Source organism: Lactococcus sp. SK2-659, assembly GCF_020218185.2.
Classification (GTDB): domain Bacteria; phylum Bacillota; class Bacilli; order Lactobacillales; family Streptococcaceae; genus Lactococcus; species Lactococcus lactis.
On sequence record NZ_JAIWQZ020000001.1, the window covers coordinates 331,596 to 354,856 of the forward strand.

Below are 23,261 nucleotides of genomic sequence, written 5' to 3' on the forward strand. Positions count from 1 at the left end.
TAGAATTTCGAAGCTAAGGAATACTGGGAAATTGGGTTTTCCGCGCAGGAAGCGTGAGTATTTGTCAAATTGTGTGAACCTTTTTGACACACTTTTAGTGCCTTTAAAAGCCCTCGAAAGAGGGCTTTTTTTACGTAACGATTAAAATAATTAATAAAAAAATCTTGTTATAATCAGATGAATACAATGCTGAAAAAATATATAAACAATCTATTGTAGGAGTTAATCATATTTTCGATGTTATTATTAGCAAGAGTTAAGAAAAATATGATAAAATTGAAGTGTCAACATCTTTATATATTTTTTAAAATAGAAAGGAAATTATCATGGATGTTTCATGGATGACAAAATATATTGCTGAGGGATTGGGAACTATGCTTCTCGTCTTGCTTGGTAATGGTACAATTGCTGGGGTAACCCTCAAAGGCTCTAAAAATGAGGGCATGGGTGGTCTTGCAATTGCATGGGGATATGGAATTGCGATTTTAGTTCCTGTACTTGCTTTTGCAAATGTTTCAGGTGCACATATTAACCCAGCAATTACAATTGGACTCGCTTCAGCTGGCTATTTCCCTTGGGCACATGTTGCACAATATATTTTGGCACAACTTATCGGTGCAATTATTGGTCAATTACTTGTTGTAGCGATTTATAAAGAATACTTCGCTAAAACTAATGACGGAGCAATTTCTTTAGGTGCTTTTTCAACAACTAACGCTTTGGATAATGGTTCAAATCGTGGAAAAGCAATTTTCAACGGATTTATCAATGAAGTAATCGGAATGTTTGTATTTGTTTTCGGAATTCTCAGTTTTACAACGAACTTCTTTGGTGCAGAATCAATCAAATGGATGACAAGCTACGCTCAACAACAAGGAGCTGATGTTACAGCAAATGCAACAGTAAGCCAAATTTGGGCTTCTGTTTCAGGTGCTTCATCATCTAAAATGATTGGTGCGCTTGCTATCGGTTTGATGTTTGTTGGTTTGGTTACAGCATTTGGTGGACCAACTGGTGCAGCATTGAATCCAGCACGTGACCTTGGTCCTCGTATCGTTTATAGTTTCTTACCACAATCAGTTGTTGGTGAAAATAAAGACGCTAAATGGTGGTACGCTTGGGTTCCAGTTGTTGCCACAATCGTTGGTGCAGTAATTGCAGCTACAGTCTTTAAACTTATGTTTAAATAAAAACAAAAATTTCTGTCGAAAGGCAGATTTTTTCTTGCCCTTATAACTTAAAAGCGCTATAATAATTATAATTTACTGAAAAGGACAGACAATTATGACACAATATAATATCGCCGTTGTTGGTGTTACTGGTGCCGTGGGTACACGTATGCTTGAACAATTAGAAGAATCTACACTTCCTATAGAAACCGTACGTGCGCTTGCAAGTAAACGTTCGGCAGGAAAAATTGTTGAATTTAAGGGGCAAGAGCTTGTTGTAGAAGAATTGACTGAGGAGAGTTTTGAAGGTATTGATATTGCTCTTTTTTCAGCCGGAGGCTCAGTATCAGAAAAATATGCCCCTTATGCTGTAAAAGCTGGAGCTGTTGTCGTAGATAACACCTCGTTTTTCCGTCAAAACCCTAATGTCCCCTTGGTTGTTCCAGAAGTTAATGCACATGCTTTGGAAAAACACAATGGAATAATTGCCTGTCCTAATTGCTCAACGATTCAAATGATGGTTGCTTTAGAGCCGATTCGTCAAGCTTATGGGCTTGAGCGAGTAATTGTCAGCACTTATCAAGCGGTCTCTGGTGCGGGTCAATCAGCAATTAATGAAACAAATCGTGAACTCCAAGAAGCACTTGATGGAAAAGCACTGACAGAATTGTCAGCAGAAATTTTACCGTCTGCTGGAGATAAAAAACATTATCCAATTGCTTACAATGCGCTTGCACAAATTGATGTATTTACTGACAACGATTATACTTATGAAGAAATGAAAATGACAAATGAAACCAAGAAAATCATGGAAGATGATTCAATTGCGGTTTCGGCAACTTGTGTCAGAATTCCAGTTCTTTACGGTCATTCTGAGTCAGTTTATGTTGAAACGAAAAAAATAGCAGACATTGATGAGGTTAAACGTTTGATTTCTGAATTCCCAGGAGCTGTTTTAGAAGATGATGTTGCTCATCAAATTTATCCACAAGCCATTAATTCAGTTGGTCGTCGTGAAACTTTTGTGGGTCGTATTCGCCGTGATTTGGATGCAGCAAATGGGATTCATCTTTGGGTGGTTTCTGACAATTTACTCAAAGGAGCAGCTTGGAATTCTGTTCAAATTGCTGAAACACTACATGAGCGTGGCTTAGTTAGACTAACTCATGAGTTAAAATTTGAACTGAAATAAGGTCTGTTAAATGAGTTATATCAGTAAAATTCGTGAAAAAATTGGTCATGAGCTTTTGATTTATCTGGGAGCTGGCGTTATTGTCTATTCTGATGAAAAAATTCTCTTACAAAAACGTAAAGATAACGGAACTTGGGCTCTACATGCGGGTGGCATAGAAGTTGGTGAAGAACTTGAGGAGACTGCTCGCCGAGAATTATTTGAAGAAACGGGACTAAAAGCAGGTAAACTTGAGCTTTTAGGAATTTATTCAGGACAAGACCGTTTTATGACTTATCCCAATATGGACCAAGTTTATATGCCAGGCATTTATTATATTTGTCGAGATTTCACAGGGAGTTTAAGACCACAAATGAGTGAAGTTGAAGAGCTGAAATGGTTTAAATTTAAAGAAATTCCAAAAAATATTCATGAGCTAAATCGCCGTGTTATCAAAGATTTCATCCAATTAATTGCGAAAGAATAATAATAAATTAGACTGTATAAAAATAAAATTTTTGACCTCGTTTACTAAAGTATGCTATAATGGGTCAAACAAAATTAGAGGTTGCGAAGACGAAGAAGTTAGTGGAGCGGTGAACGCAATGAAGCTGATGGCGGCGTTCTTTGCCGAAAGAAAAATTGTCACAAAATTTTTCTTGGGCTGTGTGGTTAAATCCTACAGACTGTCTTTCTGTCAGTACTGACAGAAAGGAGAGCTAATCAAAATCATTTTTGACGAACTTTTGAGAACCTCTTTTGCATAAAAAGAGGTTCTTTTTGACCTCTTGACAAGAGCTTGTCAGTATGCTCACACATAAGGAGAAATTATGTCAGCAAAAGAAACAATTGAAAAATTACAAAATGCACGTATCATCACGGCCCTAGTGACCCCTTTTAAAGAAAATGGCCAAATTAATTTTGAAGCATTTCCTAAGCTCATTGAGGATTTACTTGCTAATCATACGGAAGGCCTTATCTTAGCTGGAACAACGGCTGAATCGCCTACTCTTACTCATGATGAAGAATTGGCAATTTTTGCTGCGGTTAATAAAATAGTGGCCGGACGTATTCCATTAATTGCGGGTGTTGGGACTAATGACACACGTGATTCGGTTGAATTTGTCAAAGAAGTTGCTGAACTTGGTTATATCGATGCGGGACTTGCAGTGACTCCTTATTACAACAAACCTTCCCAAGAAGGAATTTATCAACATTTTAAAGCCATTGCTACTGCGAGTGATTTGCCAATTATTTTGTATAATATTCCAGGAAGGGTGGTCACTGAAATTCAGGTAGAGACCATCTTACGTTTAGCAGAACTGGAAAATGTAATTGCCATCAAAGAATGTACAAATACTGATAATCTGGCTTATCTCATTGAAAAGCTACCCAAAGACTTTTTAGTTTATACTGGAGAAGATGGGCTAGCTTTTCACACTAAAGCTTTGGGAGGTCAGGGTGTAATCTCGGTTGCTAGTCATATCCTAGGTCAAGAATTTTTTGAAATGTTTGCAGAAATAGACCAGGGCTCTATTCAAAAAGCAGCGGCTATCCAAAGAAAAATATTACCCAAAATAAATGCACTTTTTAGTGTCACAAGTCCGGCTCCAATCAAAACGGTTTTGAATGCAAAAGGATATGAAGTTGGTGGCTTACGTTTACCACTTGTAGCTTGTACTACTGAGGAAAGTAAAATAATTCTTGAAAAAATTGGAAATTAAAAAATACCCTTTTAGGGTATTTTTCTTTATAAAAGTTGGTCAATATTCAATTGATTTAATCTTATCATTCGATTCCAAAAGACTCATTAACGAAGCGATTTCAAAAGCTTTTGGTAAGTTCAAATATAGCTCAGTTTTTAAAGAATTATTTGATTTTTTTTCAACTTTTATACTAAGAATTTTGACATCTTCCTCTTTCAGCTGTTGTTGCAACAGTTGAAGGCCTTCAAAATCTTCTAATTGAAGAATAAGATGATCGCTTGTCGCTGATTTTATCCATCGATAATTTTGGTGTAAAATAATTTGAAAAAGTAAAATAAGTAAAGTAGCTACAATACCTATAAAATATAATCCAGAACCGATAGCCATCCCAATACCAGAAGTTGCCCAAATTCCAGCCGCAGTAGTCAATCCATTAACGGATTGATTGTGAACAAAAATCATTCCAGCTCCTAAAAAGCCAATACCACTTACAATTTGAGCCGCAATTCTGGAAGGATCAAGATTGACTCCATGGGTACTGATGATGTCCATAAAACCATATTTTGAGACAATAATCATTAAAGCAGCACTCAAAGCAACAATTAAATGAGTACGTGTACCAGCATTTTTGGAACGGCTATTTCTTTCATAACCAATGGCATATCCACATACCCCAGCTAATATTAATCGAATTAACCAATCAAGTTGTGTTAAGAAAGTAATCTGCATAAAATTTCCTCCTTGTCATTTAAAACTTACCTTCCATTATATCGCTATTTTGATTAGAAAAAAAGTAAGACCCATAAAAAATGAAACTGACTTGCTTTTTTACTTGCTTTGGGTTAAACTTATATTAGTGTATTCTCGGTAGAGATTGGAATGCCAATCTCTTTTATTTTAATTCTAAGTAGAATTATCTTTTCAATATCGCTTGTCCCACTCGACCGATTTCGAGAGTGAATATGGCAAGGAAATTGCTAAAAACAGGACTGTAAATTTACTGACAGAATTTGTCAATAACTTACAGATTCTTTTTATATCGAAAAAATTATAAATTACACTGACAAGAAAGGTTTTTATGTCTAATATTAAAATCACTCCATTAGGTGGTGTGCGTGAATTTGGTAAGAACATGTATTTAGTTGAGGTTGAAGAGCAAATTTTTGTGCTTGATGCAGGACTTAAATATGCTGAAATGGATCAACTTGGTGTTGACTTTGTTATTCCTGATATTACATATCTTTTAGAAAATGCGGATCGTGTCGCAGGAATTTTCTTGACTCACGGACATGCTGATTCAATTGGGGCTTTGCCTTATATCGTTTCTGAATTAAAAGTTCCTGTTTTTGGTTCAGAATTAACAATCGAACTTGCAAAAATTAATGTCAAAAATTATGCTGACAGTCGCAAATTCAACGATTTTCATGTTGTAACTGAAGATACAGAAATTGATTTTGGTAAAGCCGTCATTTCATTCTTCTCAACAACACATACAATTCCTGAAAGTTTAGGAATTGTTATTTCTACAAATGACGGAAACATTGTTTATACAGGCGATTTCCGTTTTGATCCAGCTGTTGCAAAAGGCTATCGTACCAATATGCGCCGATTGGCTGAAATTGGAAATAGCGGAGTCCTTGCTTTACTTTCGTCATCACCAAATGCTTTGTCAACAATGCAATCTGCTAGCGAGCATGAAATTTATGAAAAAATTTATGACTATATTGATGACAACGAAGGACGGGTCATTATTGCTTGTAACGCAGGTAATTTAGGTCGAATTCAACAAACGATTGATGCTGCCATTAAACTTGGTCGTCGTGTTGCTTTTACAGGCGAAGATATGGACCAAATCATCGAAACAGCAACTCGTCTTAACAAATTACAAATTGTTGATAAAAAATCAATTATTAAACCAGCAGAAATTAAAAAATATGCTGACAATGAATTAGTTATTTTGGAAACAGGACGAATGGGTGAACCACTTAAATCTCTTGGAGACATGGCTCATCGTCGTCATAAATACGTTAAAATTAAAGATGGAGATTTAGTACTTGCTGTTACAAGTCCATCTGTCTCTTATGAAACAACAATTGCTCGTATTGAAAATGAAATCTATAAAGCTGGCGGAGTCATGAAAATGTTGGCTTCAGATTTGAAAATATCTGGTCACGCGAATGCTCGTGATTTGCAATTCTTACTTGATATCTTCCGTCCAAAAAATTTGATTCCAATCCAAGGTGAGTATCGTGAACTTAGTGCCCATGCTGATTTAGCAATGGAAATGGACATTTTACCAGAACATATCTTTATCGCTAAACGTGGTGAAACAGTCAGTTTAGAAAATGGAGACATGATTCCATCTGGTGTTATTCAAGCTGAAAATGTTATGATTGACGGTTCAGGAGTTGGAGATATCGGTTCAGTTGTTTTACGTGACCGTAAAGTGCTATCAGAAGATGGTATTTTCATTGCCGTTATCACAATTTCTAAGACTGAGCGTAAAATCGTCAGCAAATCTCGTGTTCACACTCGTGGTTTTGTTTATGTTAAAACTTCACGTGATCTGATGCGTGAAGCTGGTGAGTTGGTCAACGAAACTGTTGATAAATATCTTTCTGGAAAAGAATTTGATTGGGCAGAAATCAAAGGTTCTATCCGTGATGCTCTTGGAAAATTTTTATACGAGCAAACAAAACGTAAACCAGTGATTCTTCCAGTAGTTATGGAAGCACGTCAACCTCAAGATTTAAATAAACGTTACACTAAAAAAAATCATAATAAAAAATAAAAGTTACAAAACCTCCATTTTTTCGTATAGAAAGTTAGGAGGTTTTTTATGTCTCAAAAATCAATAAAGAAAATAACGATGACTGTTGGAGTAGGATTACTGACAGCCACTCTTAATCCCACATTTTTGAATCATCAGTTGGTGACAGAATTACCGGTGGAGGCCACGACAAGTAAAATTACATATACTGATGAGCAAAAAATTACTTACAACCTTGATAAAGTTTCACTGACAGCTGAAGTTGCCTCCTATGCTGGCTTAGCGGGAGCTGATATTGTAATTCCAGATATTATTGTAAATAACGGTCAAACCTATGCAATAACATCAATTGGAACTTATGCATTTTCAAATAGTGGAATTCGTTCGGTTATTATCGGAAATAATGTTGTAGATATTAATACTAGTGCCTTTCAAACAACAACAGCTTTTCCTGACTATTATAAGAAATCACTGACAGAAGTAGTTTTAGGAGCAAAAGTCCAAAATATAAAAACAGATGCTTTTGCTGGAAACGCCATAAGTAGTATAGAATTTCCAAATTCTGTCCTAAAGATTGCGACAAGAGCTTTTGCAAATAATAATTTAACAGAACTTTCATTGGGTTCAAATATCACAGAAATTATGGCCAAAGCCTTTCAAAGTAACCAAATCACTACAATAGAATTTGCTGATGAAGCATTGACAATAGTAGATTCAGCGGCCTTTTCTGGGAGTCCCGTTCAAAGCTTGACTTTGGGAATTGGAGTGACTTTGGCTGATGACGTATTCAATAAAACGAGTCCTTTATTTGGTCAGTTATCAGATTTACCGACAGATGGAATTCGGACAATTTCTGTCAATTCTAGTGGTCTTTTTGATAAAAGTTGGATAAATTCTGACAGTTCACAATCGACTTCTGTGAGTACAGAAAATGCAGATACAACCCCTGTCTCTTCTTCCAATTCAGTAGAGCAAGTTGATGTTGCCAGTTCAGAATCAACACAAGAGGCAAATTCGGCTTCACTCTATCCAATATCTGAAGCGAATAGTGTTACAGATAATATTTTAAATTCAATCTCTTCTTTAGACAGTAGTATTTCTAGCTCACAAACAGAGAATAGTCAGTCAGAAGCTTCCAGTACAGCAGAAATCAGTTATGATTCAGAAAACTCAAATAGTTTGTCTTCTTCAAACCAAATCAATTCCAATTCAAATAGTGAAAATGATTCAAACCAATCCTCATTAGGTTCGAGTATGTCCTCTAACGAAGAAAGTGAGCATTCTAATTCTTCTAATATCAACGAAACGAATAATAGTTCAGAAATAACCAATATTTTACCATCGTCAAATCCGACAGAAAGTAGTTCAGTATCAGATCAAACAAGTTCTGAAGCTTCAACCAATTCAAATAGCAGTATCAGTTTATCCCCCTCAAACATAAGTTCAACTTCTGATTCAGAATCAGCAACTAATTCGTCAGATTTTTCTAATGTAGCAGAAGTAACTAATAATTCCTTAGCTTCCGTAAACAATAGTTCAAGTTCAGTTTTATCCAGTACAAGCACAGCTGATAATTTAGAAATCAATCAATCTGGTTCTGATAATCTTACAAAGGATAGCACAGAAATATCTACTTCAGGAGCCTTTTTGTCTTCAAATCAAACAAGTTCTGAAGCTTCAACCAATTCAAATTCCCCCTCAAACATAAGTTCAACTTCTGATTCAGAATCAGCAACTAATTCGTCAGATTTTTCTAATGTAGCAGAAGTAGCTAATAATTCCTTAGCTTCCGTAAACAATAGTTCAAGTTCAGTTTTATCCAGTACAAGCACAACTGATAATTTAGAAATCAATCAATCTAGTTCTGATAATCTTACAAAGGATAGCACGGAAATATCTACTTCAGAAGCCTTTTTGTCTTCAAATCAAACAAGTTCTGAAGCTTCAACCAATTCAAATAGTAGTATCAGTTTATCCCCCTCAAACATAAGTTCGACTTCTGTTTTGGAATCAACAACTAGTTCGTCTAATTTCTCTAATGTAGCAGAATTAGCTAATAATTCATCAACTCATTCTTCAGATGTTTTAAATAGTGATTCAAATGATAGTTTAGGTTCAGATTCTTCAAACCTTAGTAGTATCCCTAATTTGGAAACGAATCAAACTATTTCGTCCAGACCAAGTGAAGTAAATAATATATCAGAAAACCCTAAGAAAGTTTCTTCTTCAAATTCAGTTCAAGAAAACTCAACAGACCATGAGATGTCTACTAACCCAAAAAGTAGCATAAGTTCACCTTTCAGCACAACTTCTAGCTCACAACCAAAAGAGAGTCAATCGAATCTACTTAATACAACAGAAGGAATCAACAATCCAATAACTTTTAATAATTCTTCATCAGAAAATTCTGCTGCCTCTATTCTAACTAGTTATTCAAATAATAACTCAGAATCATCAGAAACAGGATATTTAAATATATCTAATAAGGCACAAAGAGACAATCATTCAGAAGTTTCTCATAGTTTGACAACTTCAAATTCAAATGAAAACAACGTGTCTTCAATACAATCACAAGCAATTTTAGAAAGCTCTAAAAGCTCAACAAATAAGAGAAGTTCATCATTATCAATTATAAACTCAACTTCTCACCCACAAAAAGAAGATAATCAGGCAAATTCTTCTGATGAAGTAAAATCAAATAATAATATAGAGTCAATTATAGGTCAATTAAATTCCATAAGTAACAAAACTCATGTGAATTCTTTGACTAGCCAAAAACTATCAGTAATTTACACCTTACCAAGCAAATCGAAAGTGATGAATGAAAAAAATAAAAATTCAAATACAATAAGCGAAGAAAAACTCATCAGAACTCCTCAAAAAAATGATGAAAGTCAAAATTTAGGACAAATAACTGCTCTTGACTTATCTTTTAACAAAGAAGCAGAGACTATGAAAGATTTTAAAACAGTTGCGACTAAAGTTCCTGATAATGAAAATGGTGATCGTAGTCAAAATAATAAAACGAATAGTATTGATAAAGGTAAAGGTTTTTTCAAAAGGTCTGAATTTAATTCTAAATTACTTGATAGCGACAATCATATTTTAAAGGAAAATGTTCTTTTAAAAAAACATGGTCTTATAAGTGACAATTTTTTCATTGGTCTAATAACAATTTTAGGAGCTTGTATTATTTTCATATTTATATTATTTAAAAAGAAAAAAAGAGTGAAAAAAGATACCGACTAGAACTTTTGATGTATTCAATTTTAGCTAAAGAAATGTTATAATGAAGTAATTGTAAAAAATAGAATTGGATTATAAAATATGGCATTTGAAAACTTAACCGAACGCTTACAAAACGTTTTTAAAAATCTACGTGGAAAGAAAAAAATTACTGAGACAGACGTCACAGAAATTACAAAAGAAATCCGAGTTGCTCTCCTTGAAGCCGACGTTGCTCTCCCAGTTGTCAAGAAGTTTATTAAGGCAATCCGTGAACGAGCTGTCGGTGTTGAAGTATCAGAAGCATTAAACCCAGCTCAACAAGTAATTAAAATTGTTGATGAAGAATTAACAGCTATTTTGGGTGGTGGGGAAGCTGAATTACTTAAATCTCCTAAAATTCCAACAATTATCATGATGGTTGGGTTGCAAGGGGCAGGGAAAACAACCTTTGCTGGTAAACTTGCTAAAAAACTCAAAGAGGAGCAAAATGCTCGTCCTTTGATGATTGCAGCCGACGTTTATCGTCCAGCAGCGATTGACCAATTAAAAACCTTAGGTGAACAGCTTGAAATTCCTGTCTATGATGAAGGAACTGCTGAAAAACCAGTTAATATTGTTCGTAATGGTCTTTTAAAAGCTCAAGAAGAACGTAAAGACTATGTTTTGATTGATACTGCAGGTCGTCTTGAAATTGACGACACTCTAATGAACGAATTGCAAGAGATTAAAGCACTTGCTGAACCAACTGAAATTTTGCTTGTTGTTGATGCAATGACTGGTCAAGTTGCAGCACAAGTTGCTAAAACTTTTGATGAAAAATTGGACATTACAGGTGTGATTATCACTAAACTTGATGGTGATACACGTGGTGGTGCGGCATTATCAATCCGTGAAATTACAGGAAAACCAATTAAATTTACAGGGACTGGTGAAAAATTAACAGATCTTGAAGTTTTCTATCCTGATCGAATGAGTTCACGAATTCTTGGAATGGGTGATATGCTCACCTTGATTGAGAAGGCTCAAGCAAATTATGACGAAGAACAATCAGCAAAACTCGCTGAAAAAATGGCTGAAAATCGTTTTGATTATGAGGACTTTGTTGAACAACTTGATCAAGTGACAAATATGGGACCAATGGAAGATATTATGAAAATGATTCCAGGAATGTCACAAATGCCTGGTTTAGATAAGGTTAAAGTTGATCCTAAGGATGTTGCTAGAAAACGAGCAATGGTCTTGTCAATGACACCGGCAGAACGTCATTTAGAGGCTGAACTGTCACCAGCCCGTCGTCGTCGGATTGCCGCAGGTTCTGGAAATTCATTTATTGAAGTAAATAAATTCATTAAGCAATTTAATCAGTCCAAAGAAATGATGCAAGGAATCATGAATGGTGATATGAATGCTATGATGCAAAAAATGATGGGTGGAGCCGGTGGACAAATGCCGAATATGCCTGCGGGTTCTGGAATGCCCGATATGTCATCTTTGGGTGATTTACAAGGGATGATGGGTAATGGTTCAGCAAATGGGATGCCCGATATGAGTTCTATGTTTGGCGGTGGTTTAAAAGGTAAAGCAACTGAGTTTGCTATGAAACAAGCCATGAAACGTGCTCAAAAGAAAATGAAAAAAGGTAAGAAAAAACGCTAAGTAAAAAAACAGGAGAACTCCTGTTTTTTTACTTAACCGCTTTTTCTCTTTGAGTGTATTCAGATTTAAGAATCCCCATAAAGTAGCTATCATGATATCTACCGCCAGCAAAGAATTGTTCCTTAATCGTTCCTTCAATTTTGAAACCTAATTTTTTATAGATATGAACAGCAGGAGCATTATCAATATCTACCCATAAATAAACTTTATGCATATTTAGAGTATTGAAAGCATAGTCAACACCTGTTTTTAACGCTTTTTGAGCGTAGCCTTTTCCAGAAAAACCTGAAATGATAATGATTTGAATTTCGCAGGTACGATGAATGTAATCAATAGACATAAGTTCCACAATTCCAATAAAAGTATCATTGGCTTCAATTACAAAGCGACGTTCAGTATTATCATGGATATGTTTATCATAAAGACTGCTTAACTCGTCTAGTGATTCATAAGGTTCTTCAAACCATAGCCGCATTGTTTCAGCTTTATTATTGATGATATGGATATTTTTTAAATCTGTTCGTTCCAATGCTCTGATTTTCATTGTTGGTTCATTTGTTAATGTAGTCATTATTCTACTCCTTGATGATATTTCTTTATAAAATAAAAAGCCTTGTTATTTAATTATAACAAGACTTAAATTTTTAAGCGACTATTTGAAAATCCCAAAACCGCCGTCCCAAGAAATTTTTTCAGAAGCAGCTAAAGTAATTTGCAGAAAACCAATAGCTTCTAGTTCGCGAGCCCTTTTTAGTGAACCAGCGTCTAATAGACTCAAACCACTATTTTCAAGAGATTTAATAATGGTCTCTTTTGCTTCCTGACTATCACTAGCGAGTAAAACGGTTGTTTGATGTTCATTTGCCACTTTTTTTGTTGCCAATGTATCGGAAAAAGTCGTATTAAAAGCCTTAACAATCATTGAATTTGGGAGTTGTTTAGCAATGAGAGCCGCAGCAGAAGTATCCGAAGGCACTAATAGACTATCAAATGTTGTGAAATCAACGGGATTTGTAATATCGATAATTATTTTTCCTTGTAAATCAGTCGAATATTCTTGGATGATTCCGGCAATTGCGACATAAGGAACAGCTAAAACAACAATTTCACCCAATTCTGTTTTAGCTGAGTTTGATAAGATATAGTTGACTTTATTACCAGATGAACTAAAATTATCACCGATTGCTTTTCCCATTTTTCCTTTACCAAAAATACTAATTGTTGCCATAGTCTTCCTCCTCTAAGATTGATATTGTTATTAATTTGATTATATCATTGAAAAAATGAAATCTATAGCAATATACCTTGCAAAAATTAAGTGATTAATAAATTTTTATTGACAGTTAGTTAATATTTATGTGATAATGGTTAGATACACTCTTTTAGAAAGGGAGCTAAGGTTATGAATTCAGAATTGACCTTTAAACAAGGTTTAAAAGATACATTACCAACAGTTTTTGGCTATATTGGAATTGGAGTAGCATTTGGAATGATTGCTCATAGTGCTGGTTTCAATCTTTGGACGATATTATTACTATCATTAATTGTTTATGCAGGATCAGCACAGTTTATAATTATCACCATGTTAACGGTTCATAGCCCACTTTTATCTATTGTTCTAAGTGTATTTTTAGTGAATTCTCGAATTATTCTGATGTCAATGACAACAGCAACCTATTTTAAAAATGAAAGTTTACTAAAGAATATTTTTATTGGAACTTTGTTAACTGACGAAACTTTTGCTTTGGGCATGAATAAGCAAAATTATACGGATGGAAAATTAAGCTTTTCTTGGTTTAATGCGTCAAATTTACTGGCCTATTCGGTTTGGGCTTTTTCTAGTCTTTTGGGAGGACTTTTAGGTAATTTATTAACTGATCCACAAAAGCTTGGCTTAGGTTTTGCAATTATTGCGATGTTTATCGGATTGCTTTATTTACAACTTATTGGTGATAAAACTTTAGGATTTAAATTACAATTAATCATCGTTGGAATTACTATGGTTTTATTTTATTTTGGTTTAACCATTATTCCTAGTAATTTGCTAGTTTTGTTTGTTACTTTGGTAGTTTGTGCAATAGGGGTGGGGGTAAAACATGTATTCTTTTAATTTTATCTTATTGACAATAATTATTTGTGGTTTGGTAACTTTACTTTCACGAATTTTACCCTTTATTTTACTCAAAAAAGTTAACCTCCCTCAACCGCTTGTCGAATATTTGAGTTTTGTTCCAGTCGTTATTATGTCAGCTTTGTGGGTTTCCAATCTTTTTGTTCAACATTTGGGGCACTTGCCTTCAATCAATTGGAATAATTTATTCGCTTCACTTCCGACAATTCTTGCCGCAATTTTGACGAAAAACTTATTAATCATTGTTATTGTAGGAGTTCTCTCCCTAGCGTTTATTCAAGTATTAATGTAAAAAATCAATCTTTAAATAATATTTTTTAAAAATAAAAATAACCAGAGCTTTTTGAACTTTGGTTATTTTTGTTTTTTTGAATCTGAAAATTTGAGCAATATAATCGTCAAAAGTAATCCTATGATGATTAGAAGGAGAGGTTTATAACCGTCACTTCCCGTAAATGGAAGGCTCCAATTTGTATTTGAAAGAACGCTTGTAGTTACTGCTTGACTAATCGTTTTATCGGGTTCAATTTGAGTTGCACTGATAATATCCTTGGGATTTAGACTTATTTCTGATGGAATTGATAGACTAAATTTACCATTAGTATCAACGCTTGTTTGAGAAGTTGTTCCATTTGGGAAAGTGACAATAATTGTACTTCCAGTAATACCTGTTCCAGAAATAGTTGAGTCAGCAACACGTACAGTATCGAGTGTTGGTAGGGCAGATTGAAGTTGTGAGCTATTTACAAGAGTTGTTACTTGTGCACTATTTTCCAAATTAGGAGAAATTTGAATAGCTGTGAGCTGGTTACCTGCGACCAAGTTTATATTTCCAGGTACCGTTACTGACCAAGTTGAATCAGGATTAACTGATCCTCCTACATTATTTCCATTTGGAAATGTGACAATCACACTGCTTCCAGAAACATAAGAGGGGACAGTTCCTTTAATAGTTGTTGCATTAGGTGAAATCGTATCGAAAGTTGGACTTTGAGCAGTACCAGAATTATTTGGAATAACAGTTATTGTTGAAATTGTACTGACTGATTCGGCACTTGCTCCTGTTCCAACAATTTGTGTTGCAGATAGTTGATTGCCAACACTTAATATAAGATTAATTGGGAGGGCTATAGACCAAGTACCGTCATTTTCTACGGTAATTGTTTGGATACTGCCATTCGGAAAAGTTACCGAAACGCTTGCCCCAGCTACACCAGTTCCAGAGACGACAGTATCAGTAGCTTTGACGGTATTGAAAAGTGGAGCTGGAGATTGTAGGGTATACATAAAACTGGCTTTTGAAGTTGTATCAGCGATTACAGTTTCTATTTTCAAATATCCAGTAATCAGAACACTCATAGCGAGAGTTAGGAAAAATATTTTTTTCACGAAGTACATCTTTCCTTTCTTATGGGGCTGATGTTAATGTCCAAGTTAATTTATCTATTGCCCAGCCATTAGTAGTTGTCAAAAGAGGGCTTGCAAACGAGAGTTTGAAGACGGGCATGATATTAACGGTCTCATAACCTGTATTTGTATTTCCACCTTGCGGATTAGTATTGGTAAATATAATTGATGGAGTAGTTGATAATTGTTCTTGATTGGTATTTTCCTGCCCACTTGAAATACCTGCTGATGAAGTTGCAGAACTTTTTATCAAAGTAATGTTTCCACCAAATAAATTTCCGCTATCTGATAGTGATAAAGACCAAGTTGCAGGAGTTGAGCGGGTATCATATATTTGTGCGTAGATATTGGGGTCTTCTCTTGTAACTGCTGTCCCATTTGAATTTAGCATTGGAATATTTGTCCAGTCAGGTGGCTGATTTGCTGTGCTATAAATTCCAAAGTTAAGGTCGGGCACTGATTTTATTGTCAAAAGTCCTGCTGGTAAAACGGAGAGTGAGACCGTTGTTGAGATACCATATTGAAGCGTTGTGAATGTCAGGTCGATTGTTTGGGTTGTTGTTGCGGAACCATCCAAGGATTTCAGCCAATTAAAAACACTGGTTGCATTTGAGAGAGAAGTTGTTGCGGAAGAAGAAGCGATTGTTGCTGAAACATTAGCACCAGCTGCTCCTGTTGAGGTGATAGGGTTCATTAGGTCAGTACTTAGGGCCGCTGCTGTAGAATTATTAGTTAGTAACATTTTAACTTGAGACATAGTTAAAGTGACATTTTGTGCTGAAATTGTTCCTGGGATAATTAATATTTGTACTGTTTGACTATTTGTTCCTCCCATACCATCAGGAGCCGAAAAAGTAAGATTAAAGGTGGTTCCTGAAGGGATGACTGTCGCGGATAAATCTGAAATGATTTGATTGTAGAGTTGAGTGTTAGTGTAGTTATCAGAGAGCATGTAGCTTGCTCCTGCATCAGCCCACCCACTAATTTTTATATTACTTGAAATATCAGTATTAGTTGCATCGGTTGCAGTAGCTCCTGTTAATTGAAGCAAATCTTTAGCGATTTCATTATCAAAATTACTGTCAGCAGCATTTTGTCCTTTGATAGTATTCATGTCCTTAGCAATACTATTTACAACTTGAGTAACTGTAGTTACATTATTGGCAGAAAGACTTCCAGCAACGACCGTTATTGTGCCTGAGAAAAGAATTCCGTCGGCGGTAATATATTTGATAGTGATTTTAGTACCAAGTTTTTGATAGTTAATGCCATTATTGATTGTATTGCTTGTGGTGGAAAGGGCGTTTGAAAGATCGGCAGCAAACTGACTTTGTGAGTTGTAAACGATTGGTGTGATTGAGCTTGTACCATTAGTTATATCTGCTTCAGTTGCTTTTACAATATTGTTTGAACCATCATAATATTGGGCAGAAGGTTTTAGATAAGCAGCTAAAGCCGAGTAGACGTCGCTTGTACTAGCAATTGCAGTAAGTTGGCTGACTGATATGTTTGGATTTGAAATGTTTGTTGTTGAAGTTTCAAGTGGGGGTGGTGTAGTATTACCATTATCGGTTACAGAATCATTAGGTTTAACATTATAAATTAGAAAATTAGTCCCTGTTTGTCCACTATTACTAATCAGATTGTTCCAATTTGTTGGATTAAGGAAATTGCCAGATTGACTTGTTCCATCTGACCCATCAAACCAACTTCCTGGGAAAAATCCCCAGTTATGTCCAGCTTGATTTGTAAACATCCAACTTGAAATGGAAGAGGTAACCGGATAATTTAAGGAAAGACTAGAGTCTGAAATTTGGCTTGCTGGTCCATCACTTCCGCCAGGAACATAAGACGTATAGAGCGTATTGCTGTTATAAATGGGAGAATCATTACTTGCTAGAACAGCATTGGTGCTTGGACTGGTTGCTGTATGATTTGGCCATTCCCAATCAATATAAGAAGGTGTAGCTCCAACGGTTGGTGTGCGGACTTCTGCATGGCGGATATAATTCCCTGTGCCAATGGTAAGAAAAGAAGCGGGAGAAATTTGAGCATTTACTGTCCAACCAAATGTTGAACTTGCAGGATAAATTAACTCTGCAAGATTATTATAAGTTGTGCCGTTGACACTATTGCTAAAATAAGAGGCATAGGCATAATTTTTGTCTAAGCTAGAACCAATAAATCCATTTGTGCCACTGCTTGATGACAAACTAGGGTTAATATTCCATTGTCCGGCACCTGTTGAGGTATTTGTTCCATTGATTTGGAATTGACGGATATTACCAAGAATACAAACAACTTGATTGGCGGAAATACCGTTTATTGTGGTTGGAGAATAATCTCCGATATAGGAGAGATCTGTTTGTTGGTCATAACCATTGATTTCAACGGGGTTAATCTTTGTTGCTGTTTGACCTGAAACTGGAATAATCAGCATCATATGTTGAAAATTTGAACCAGTTGAACCCCAAATTGCCGTTGTTGATTTAAGATTGTTCTCATTGATATTTAGCCCGCGACTAATAAGTGGTTGCCAAGTTAGAATGGATTGGCTAGTGTAATTTCCACTAGCGTTTTGTGTTTCTTGGAAATAGGTAGCTTTTGTTAATTGAGAAAAATTCGATGAAATGATTGGAGCGTAATTATTTGCCCAAGACCAATTGTTACTGAAATAATAGTCTTTGAGATAGGTATTTGGAGCGACATTCCATGCACCGACTTGAATTAAGATATTTGTGGGTTGTAAGCCAGCAGTTGGAGTAGTTGAAATACCTCCTTGACTTTTATCAACAATCCCTGAACCTTCATACATGTTTAAGCTTCCAAAATTAGCATAGTTATTTTGATAATTGCTTGCATTCGTTTGAATTCCGCCACCATTATAAATGTAGCCTGTGGCACTTAAATCAAGTTCGTTGTAGGGTAAAATATTTAAGTTGGTAAAATTGTGAACAAGGTTGGTTGCTAGTATCACTTGATTGGAACTTGAAGCAGAGCTGGAGCCAAGGTTTATCGTTGCTGTATTTTGGGTGGTTGTTGCGTTTGTGAAATTATCGTTTCCGTCTGCACCAGCTGAAATTTGTTTCACTCCTGCAGCATTGATATTCATGATTGTTGTGGCTAATAAGCCGTTGGTCGTTGCCAAGTTATATGCTGTGGCGTTAATATCATTACTGAAAGTATAATCTGGGCTGTTAACGGTCACTTTGATGATGCGGGTTGTTGAGAGAGGAGGTGGACTTGCTTGACCGTCTCCATAAATGGTGTTCACGTTTGTATTTCCTGAAATTCCTGAGATTCCAACATTGATATCTCCTGTTATTGCTCCACCTGTTGCTGAATTCCCCATTAGTGTTAAAATGCCGCCATTTGTTCCGGTAACATCAACGTTGACAGTTCCTGTAATTTTATCTGTGCTTGTTTGTCCACCACCATAAACTTGAAAAATACCGTTTGTGCTGTTTGTATTGAAGGCGACGTTTGTATTTCCGTTGACTGTGCTTGTATTATTTCCACCACCGTAGACATTGAGATTGTTTCCAGAAGTGTTTGTGACCGTCAGGGATGTATTTCCAGTGACAGTTCCTCCATCAGAACCGCCATAGATATTAAAAGTACTCGAGCCAGTGGCTCCTATCCAAATATTTGTATTTGCTACGCTTGCTTGTTTTGCCCCGCCATAAAGATTGATTGCACCAGTGAAAAACGCGCCTGAACGAATGGCAAGATTATTTCCATTAGCATAAATGCTACTTGAACCAGCGAGAGTAATATTACGAAAAACGGTTGGAACGGATAGATTTAGAATTGATGGAAGTGTAATTTGATTAGCATTTGGATCAAGATTGGCAGTAGAAGTATTAAGGTTATCGGTTGAATCCGAAATAAAAGTGAGGCTTTTCGCATTTACAGTGGTCACTTTTGATAATTCTTCTTGGTCAGTACTGGTTAAGCTATATGCAGATCCAAAATAAATAACATAGTCAATTGGGTTTGCTTGATTAAGAATAGTATCATCGAGAGCAGAAGCAAGGCTTGAATAATTAGTTTTGGTGCCATTATTGCTGACAATGGAAATGCTCGTTCCAGAAACTTGTCCTGAAATTGATTTACTGTAACCAAAACTATTATTGGCTAAAATTAGTCCGGGAATGTCTGTGGCAGCATAGACTTTGTTTAAATTTGATAAATTGGAAATTGCAGGTTTGAATTGATTAGGAAGGAAATTATTGGTGATTTTTTCAAGTGGCGAAAAAAGCTCCAATAAAAAATTTGCTGGAGTTAGAATTAAAAATATTAAAAGAAGAAAATTGAGAATTAATTTTGATTTTATAATTTTTTTAGGCATAGAATTAAATTTATTAGTGTGGATGCTTTTTAAAAAACGTAGAAAATAGTGTATTATTAAAATTACGTATTTTAAGTTTCTTTTTCAATTCATTATATCACAGAAAAGAAATATAAAGATAAGAATTGATTATTTATATTTTTAGGAATTTGATTTTATTAATAAAAATTTATCAATTATTTGTAATTCCCTCTCGTATTTGTCGACATATCTTGCTATAATAAATGATTATGATAAGAAAAAATATTTTGAAAGTTCAACGAATTGTAGTTAAGATTGGAACGAGTTCGTTGATTTTGCCAAATGGAAAAATAAATTTATCAAATATTGACGAGCTGGCTTTTGTTTTATCTGATTTGAATAACAAAGGTTATGAAGTGATTTTGGTGACTTCTGGAGCGATTGGTGTCGGTTTGAATGTGCTTGGTATGGATAAACGTCCCAAAGGAATTGCTGACCAGCAGGCTTTGGCTTCAATCGGTCAGGTTGAATTAATGAGTCTTTATACGCAAATGTTTCGTCGTTATTCGCAAAAAGTTTCTCAGTTACTTTTGACACGTGATGTGACTGATTTTCCAACGAGTCGTGATAATGCTGAAAATGCACTAAATGCATTACTTGGGCTTGGAATTATTCCAATTATTAATGAAAATGATGCTATTGCGGTTGATGAAATGGATCATCAAACAAAATTTGGTGATAATGATAAATTGGGAGCGATTGTTTCTAAATTGGTGAATGCTGATTTATTGATTATGCTGTCAGATATTGATGGACTTTTTGATAAAAATCCAACGATTTATGATGATGCGAAAATTTTTAATGAAATTCATGAAATTACTGATGAATTACGTCAAATGGCTGGTGGTGCCGGTTCGCGTTTTGGAACTGGCGGGATGACTTCAAAATTGGCGGCTGCACAGATTTTATTTGAAAATGGTCAAGAAATGGTTCTGACCAATGGCCAACGGATTCGAGAGATTAAAGAAATTATCGAAGGACGTGAGATTGGGACTTATTTTCATCAAAAATCTTGAGAAAGAAGGATAAAACGATGATTGAAGAACTTGGATTAAAGGTTAAAAAGGCGAGCAAAGAAGTAGCAAAGCTATCAACTGCTGACAAAAATGTTTTTTTGCAAAAATTAGCTGACAGCCTTATCGAAAATACTGACAGAATTATTTCTGAGAATGAAAAAGATTTGGCTAACGCTCTGGAACATGGAATTTCTGAGATTATGGTTGACCGTTTGCGTTTAAATGCGCAAAGAATTTCTGATATGGCAACAGGGTTGAGACAAGTTGCGGAACTTCCTGACCCAATTGGGCAAGTATTGCAAGGTTTCACTAATCTTGATGGACTTAAGATTTTGCAAAAAAGAGTGCCACTTGGCACTGTTGGAATGATTTTTGAAAGTCGTCCAAATGTGACTATCGATGCTTTTTCTCTTTGTTTTAAAACAGGAAATTCTGTTTTGCTACGCGGTGGGTCTGATGCGATTTATTCTAATATGGTTTTAGTTGAAATTATTAAGGAAAATTTGTTGTCAGCAAAAATTACTGACGGAGCAGTTGAATTGTTATCTGACACAAGTCATGCTGAAGCAGAAAAAATGATGCAGGCAGATAAATTTTTAGATGTTTTGATTCCGCGAGGGTCAGCGCGATTGATTAACCGTGTCAAAGAAAAAGCAACGGTTCCTGTCATTGAAACTGGGGTGGGTAATTGTACAATTTTTGTTGATGAATCTGCTGATTTAGAAATGGCGACAAAAATTGTGATAAATGCCAAAACGCAGCGTCCTAGTGTTTGCAATGCAGCCGAAAGTTTAGTAGTTCATGCAAAAATTGCTGACGAATTTTTACCAAAGTTGGAAAATGAAATCAATAAAGTTCATGAAATTGAATTTCGTGCTGATGAGCGTGCGCTGAATATTCTGTCAGCTGGAATTCCTGCAACTGACGATGATTTTGGGACAGAATTTTTAGATTATATTCTGTCAGTAAAAACGGTTGATAATTTGGATGAAGCAATTGAGCACATTAATACTTATTCAAGTCGTCATTCAGAAAGTATTGTCACTCATGATTATTTCAATGCGCAAAAATTTCAAGATGAAATTGATGCGGCAGCCGTTTATGTTAATGCGTCTACAAGATTTACTGACGGTTTTGTATTTGGCTTAGGTGCTGAAATTGGCATTTCAACTCAAAAACTTCATGCCAGAGGACCAATGGGCTTAGAGGCTCTAACCTCAACAAAATATCTGATTGATGGCACAGGACAAATTCGTTAAAAATAATAAAAGACTCGGCTTATAAAAAGTCGGGTCTTTTAATTCATCAGTAATTTTATAAATTGACAAGTTCTGTCAGTAATTAAATTTCATATTGAACATGTTTTTTATGTTCGTCAGTAGTTTCATCAAGTTCAATGGCTGAGCGACAAACTTTCTCACTTTCTAAAAGCTTACGAACAGCGATTTTTGCATCTGAGAAATCTTGATTTTCGGGAATCACAATATGAATCATTGCTGCATTTTGCTCACCGTCAATTGACCAAATGATAAGTTGTGTGACAGCAAGTACTTCAGGAAGTTTTTCAAGGGCTCTTAGAAGATTTTTGTAATCAATATCTTCGGGGACTGATTCAAGAAGAATACGTAAAGTTCCCCAGAATTTTGGAATGGCTTTGGATAAGATGAACAAAGCAATTAGAATAGAAAGAAGTGGGTCGAGCCAGTACCATTTTACAAAATGAAGGACGATTGAAACAATGAGAACTCCCAGCCAACCTAAAACGTCTTCGAGCGCGTGAAGATTTAAAATACTTTCATTTCGTGAGGAACCACGAGCCAAAAGCCATGCACCAAAACCATTGGCGACAATTGCAAAAATAGCCAAACCAAGCATACCTGTTGCTTCTACAGGTTGAGGGTTGAAAAATCTAGGAACGGCTTCGAAAAGCACAATGAAACTCCCCGTAATTAAAATGACACTTGTGAGTGAGGCGCCGAGTAAACTAAAACGTTGATAACCAAAAGAGAAGTGTTTGTCTTCTTGTTTTTTAGAGAATTTTTGGAAAAACCAGGCTAAACCGATAGCAACGGCATCACCTGTGTCGTGGACGGCATCAGATAAAATAGCCGTAGAATTAAAGAGCACCCCAAAAATAAATTCTAAAATCGCAAAGAAGAGGTTTAAAGCAAAAACGATTGTGACGTTTTGTGAGACAAGTTTATCCAGATGATTATGGTCATGCTCGCTTTTTATTTGTTTATTTTTAAGGCTCATGATTTCCTCCCTCTTGTTCATCCAAATGTTCTGCAACATCTTTCAAAAGATGTAAAATATGGCGGTCATAGATACTGTAAGTGACCGTTTTTCCAATTTTTTCATTCGTTAAAATTCGTGCATTTTTTAAAAGTTTTAGTTGTTGACTGACAAGAGATTGAGAAAGTTGTGTTTTTTCAACAATCTCATTTACGGTTAGGTTATCAGTGGCTAGGCTGGAAATAATTTTTAAACGTCCGTCGTTAGAGAAAAGTTTAAAAAATTCAGCAATATCTTTTTCGTTAATCATATTATTATATTATAATTTTATAATATATTTGTCAAGCTTTCTTTAAATATTTTATTTTAAGTTATTTTTGTTATGATAAACTGAAAGGAG

At 35.3% G+C, this 23,261-nt stretch carries 18 protein-coding genes and 1 riboswitch; of the genes, 11 read left to right on the forward strand and 7 right to left on the reverse strand.

Annotated features, from left to right (window positions below; genetic code table 11):
• Positions 1-326: 326 nt before the first annotated feature.
• The 4 genes from LDP15_RS01615 (at position 327) to dapA (ending at position 4,064) form a co-directional block, all read left to right on the forward strand.
• The gene (locus tag LDP15_RS01615) at positions 327-1,190 is read left to right on the forward strand and encodes an MIP/aquaporin family protein (protein WP_003129417.1); all 864 of its coding nucleotides are present in this window, start codon (positions 327-329) and stop codon (positions 1,188-1,190) included.
• A gap of 94 nt (positions 1,191-1,284) precedes the next feature.
• Positions 1,285-2,361, forward strand: a complete 1,077-nt coding sequence (locus LDP15_RS01620) for an aspartate-semialdehyde dehydrogenase (RefSeq protein ID WP_015426769.1) — start codon at positions 1,285-1,287, stop codon at positions 2,359-2,361.
• 10 nt (positions 2,362-2,371) lie between these two features.
• A complete protein-coding gene (locus LDP15_RS01625; RefSeq protein ID WP_015426768.1) occupies positions 2,372-2,827 on the forward strand; it encodes an NUDIX hydrolase in 456 nt (151 codons plus the stop codon).
• 67 nt (positions 2,828-2,894) lie between these two features.
• A riboswitch (Lysine riboswitch) is annotated at positions 2,895-3,070 on the forward strand.
• A 100-nt stretch (positions 3,071-3,170) separates the two neighbouring features.
• Positions 3,171-4,064 (forward strand): 4-hydroxy-tetrahydrodipicolinate synthase, encoded by an 894-nt coding sequence (gene dapA / locus LDP15_RS01630; protein ID WP_012898222.1) that lies wholly within the window; start codon positions 3,171-3,173, stop codon positions 4,062-4,064.
• Positions 4,065-4,103: 39 nt separating this feature from the next.
• Here dapA and LDP15_RS01635 read toward each other — a convergent pair whose 3' ends face one another.
• Complete coding sequence (locus tag LDP15_RS01635) at positions 4,104-4,775, reverse strand: MgtC/SapB family protein (protein WP_015426767.1); 672 nt, start codon at positions 4,773-4,775, stop codon at positions 4,104-4,106.
• A 349-nt stretch (positions 4,776-5,124) separates the two neighbouring features.
• Between LDP15_RS01635 and LDP15_RS01640 the strand changes: the two genes are divergently transcribed.
• From LDP15_RS01640 to ffh, 3 genes are all read left to right on the forward strand, one after another.
• Positions 5,125-6,837, forward strand: a complete 1,713-nt coding sequence (locus LDP15_RS01640; protein ID WP_003129410.1) for a ribonuclease J — start codon at positions 5,125-5,127, stop codon at positions 6,835-6,837.
• Positions 6,838-6,885: 48 nt separating this feature from the next.
• Positions 6,886-10,065, forward strand: coding sequence for a leucine-rich repeat domain-containing protein (locus LDP15_RS01645; RefSeq protein ID WP_015426766.1), 3,180 nt, complete (start codon positions 6,886-6,888; stop codon positions 10,063-10,065).
• A gap of 78 nt (positions 10,066-10,143) precedes the next feature.
• Positions 10,144-11,700: a signal recognition particle protein gene (gene ffh / locus LDP15_RS01650; protein WP_003129408.1), complete on the forward strand. Its 1,557-nt coding sequence runs from the start codon at positions 10,144-10,146 to the stop codon at positions 11,698-11,700.
• A gap of 28 nt (positions 11,701-11,728) precedes the next feature.
• On the opposite strand, the gene LDP15_RS01655 is transcribed toward ffh, so the two are convergent.
• On the reverse strand, positions 11,729-12,271 hold the full coding sequence (locus LDP15_RS01655) for a GNAT family N-acetyltransferase (protein WP_015426765.1): 543 nt from the start codon (positions 12,269-12,271) through the stop codon (positions 11,729-11,731).
• A gap of 81 nt (positions 12,272-12,352) precedes the next feature.
• The gene (locus LDP15_RS01660; protein ID WP_015426764.1) at positions 12,353-12,928 is read right to left on the reverse strand and encodes an NADPH-dependent F420 reductase; all 576 of its coding nucleotides are present in this window, start codon (positions 12,926-12,928) and stop codon (positions 12,353-12,355) included.
• A 174-nt stretch (positions 12,929-13,102) separates the two neighbouring features.
• Here LDP15_RS01660 and LDP15_RS01665 point away from each other — a divergent pair, with 174 nt between their 5' ends.
• Together LDP15_RS01665 and LDP15_RS01670 are read left to right on the forward strand one after the other, a co-directional pair.
• The gene (locus LDP15_RS01665) at positions 13,103-13,810 is read left to right on the forward strand and encodes an AzlC family ABC transporter permease (RefSeq protein ID WP_015426763.1); all 708 of its coding nucleotides are present in this window, start codon (positions 13,103-13,105) and stop codon (positions 13,808-13,810) included.
• Positions 13,797-14,123: an AzlD domain-containing protein gene (locus LDP15_RS01670; RefSeq protein WP_042230490.1), complete on the forward strand. Its 327-nt coding sequence runs from the start codon at positions 13,797-13,799 to the stop codon at positions 14,121-14,123. Before LDP15_RS01665 ends, LDP15_RS01670 begins: the two co-directional genes overlap by 14 nt.
• 62 nt (positions 14,124-14,185) lie before the next feature.
• Here the strand turns inward: LDP15_RS01670 and LDP15_RS01675 are convergent, their stop codons facing one another.
• Both LDP15_RS01675 and LDP15_RS01680 read right to left on the reverse strand, forming a co-directional pair.
• Positions 14,186-15,220: an Ig-like domain-containing protein gene (locus tag LDP15_RS01675; RefSeq protein WP_225513446.1), complete on the reverse strand. Its 1,035-nt coding sequence runs from the start codon at positions 15,218-15,220 to the stop codon at positions 14,186-14,188.
• Between the two features lie 19 nt (positions 15,221-15,239).
• Positions 15,240-19,589: a hypothetical protein gene (locus LDP15_RS01680; RefSeq protein WP_225513445.1), complete on the reverse strand. Its 4,350-nt coding sequence runs from the start codon at positions 19,587-19,589 to the stop codon at positions 15,240-15,242.
• A 230-nt stretch (positions 19,590-19,819) separates the two neighbouring features.
• On the opposite strand from LDP15_RS01680, the gene proB reads away from it, so the two are divergent.
• Together proB and LDP15_RS01690 are read left to right on the forward strand one after the other, a co-directional pair.
• Complete coding sequence (proB, locus tag LDP15_RS01685; RefSeq protein WP_042230485.1) at positions 19,820-20,626, forward strand: glutamate 5-kinase; 807 nt, start codon at positions 19,820-19,822, stop codon at positions 20,624-20,626.
• Between the two features lie 17 nt (positions 20,627-20,643).
• On the forward strand, positions 20,644-21,885 hold the full coding sequence (locus LDP15_RS01690) for a glutamate-5-semialdehyde dehydrogenase (protein WP_015426759.1): 1,242 nt from the start codon (positions 20,644-20,646) through the stop codon (positions 21,883-21,885).
• 82 nt (positions 21,886-21,967) lie between these two features.
• Here the strand turns inward: LDP15_RS01690 and LDP15_RS01695 are convergent, their stop codons facing one another.
• Positions 21,968-22,882 carry a cation diffusion facilitator family transporter gene (locus LDP15_RS01695; RefSeq protein WP_015426758.1) on the reverse strand — a complete coding sequence of 305 codons (915 nt, stop codon included), beginning with the start codon at positions 22,880-22,882 and terminating at the stop codon, positions 21,968-21,970.
• A complete protein-coding gene (locus LDP15_RS01700) occupies positions 22,872-23,171 on the reverse strand; it encodes a helix-turn-helix transcriptional regulator (protein WP_003129394.1) in 300 nt (99 codons plus the stop codon). Before LDP15_RS01700 ends, LDP15_RS01695 begins: the two co-directional genes overlap by 11 nt.
• Between the last annotated feature and the right edge of the window lie 90 nt (positions 23,172-23,261).

Bases quoted from the DNA above. Each gene is read 5' to 3' on its own strand.
- LDP15_RS01615 (WP_003129417.1), top strand. From the start codon at position 327: ATGGATGTTTCATGGATGACAAAATATATTGCTGAGGGATTGGGAACT.
- LDP15_RS01620 (WP_015426769.1), top strand. From the start codon at position 1,285: ATGACACAATATAATATCGCCGTTGTTGGTGTTACTGGTGCCGTGGGT.
- LDP15_RS01625 (WP_015426768.1), top strand. From the start codon at position 2,372: ATGAGTTATATCAGTAAAATTCGTGAAAAAATTGGTCATGAGCTTTTG.
- dapA (WP_012898222.1), top strand. From the start codon at position 3,171: ATGTCAGCAAAAGAAACAATTGAAAAATTACAAAATGCACGTATCATC.
- LDP15_RS01635 (WP_015426767.1), bottom strand. From the start codon at position 4,775: ATGCAGATTACTTTCTTAACACAACTTGATTGGTTAATTCGATTAATA.
- LDP15_RS01640 (WP_003129410.1), top strand. From the start codon at position 5,125: ATGTCTAATATTAAAATCACTCCATTAGGTGGTGTGCGTGAATTTGGT.
- LDP15_RS01645 (WP_015426766.1), top strand. From the start codon at position 6,886: ATGTCTCAAAAATCAATAAAGAAAATAACGATGACTGTTGGAGTAGGA.
- ffh (WP_003129408.1), top strand. From the start codon at position 10,144: ATGGCATTTGAAAACTTAACCGAACGCTTACAAAACGTTTTTAAAAAT.
- LDP15_RS01655 (WP_015426765.1), bottom strand. From the start codon at position 12,271: ATGACTACATTAACAAATGAACCAACAATGAAAATCAGAGCATTGGAA.
- LDP15_RS01660 (WP_015426764.1), bottom strand. From the start codon at position 12,928: ATGGCAACAATTAGTATTTTTGGTAAAGGAAAAATGGGAAAAGCAATC.
- LDP15_RS01665 (WP_015426763.1), top strand. From the start codon at position 13,103: ATGAATTCAGAATTGACCTTTAAACAAGGTTTAAAAGATACATTACCA.
- LDP15_RS01670 (WP_042230490.1), top strand. From the start codon at position 13,797: ATGTATTCTTTTAATTTTATCTTATTGACAATAATTATTTGTGGTTTG.
- LDP15_RS01680 (WP_225513445.1), bottom strand. From the start codon at position 19,589: ATGCCTAAAAAAATTATAAAATCAAAATTAATTCTCAATTTTCTTCTT.
- proB (WP_042230485.1), top strand. From the start codon at position 19,820: ATGATAAGAAAAAATATTTTGAAAGTTCAACGAATTGTAGTTAAGATT.
- LDP15_RS01690 (WP_015426759.1), top strand. From the start codon at position 20,644: ATGATTGAAGAACTTGGATTAAAGGTTAAAAAGGCGAGCAAAGAAGTA.
- LDP15_RS01695 (WP_015426758.1), bottom strand. From the start codon at position 22,882: ATGAGCCTTAAAAATAAACAAATAAAAAGCGAGCATGACCATAATCAT.
- LDP15_RS01700 (WP_003129394.1), bottom strand. From the start codon at position 23,171: ATGATTAACGAAAAAGATATTGCTGAATTTTTTAAACTTTTCTCTAAC.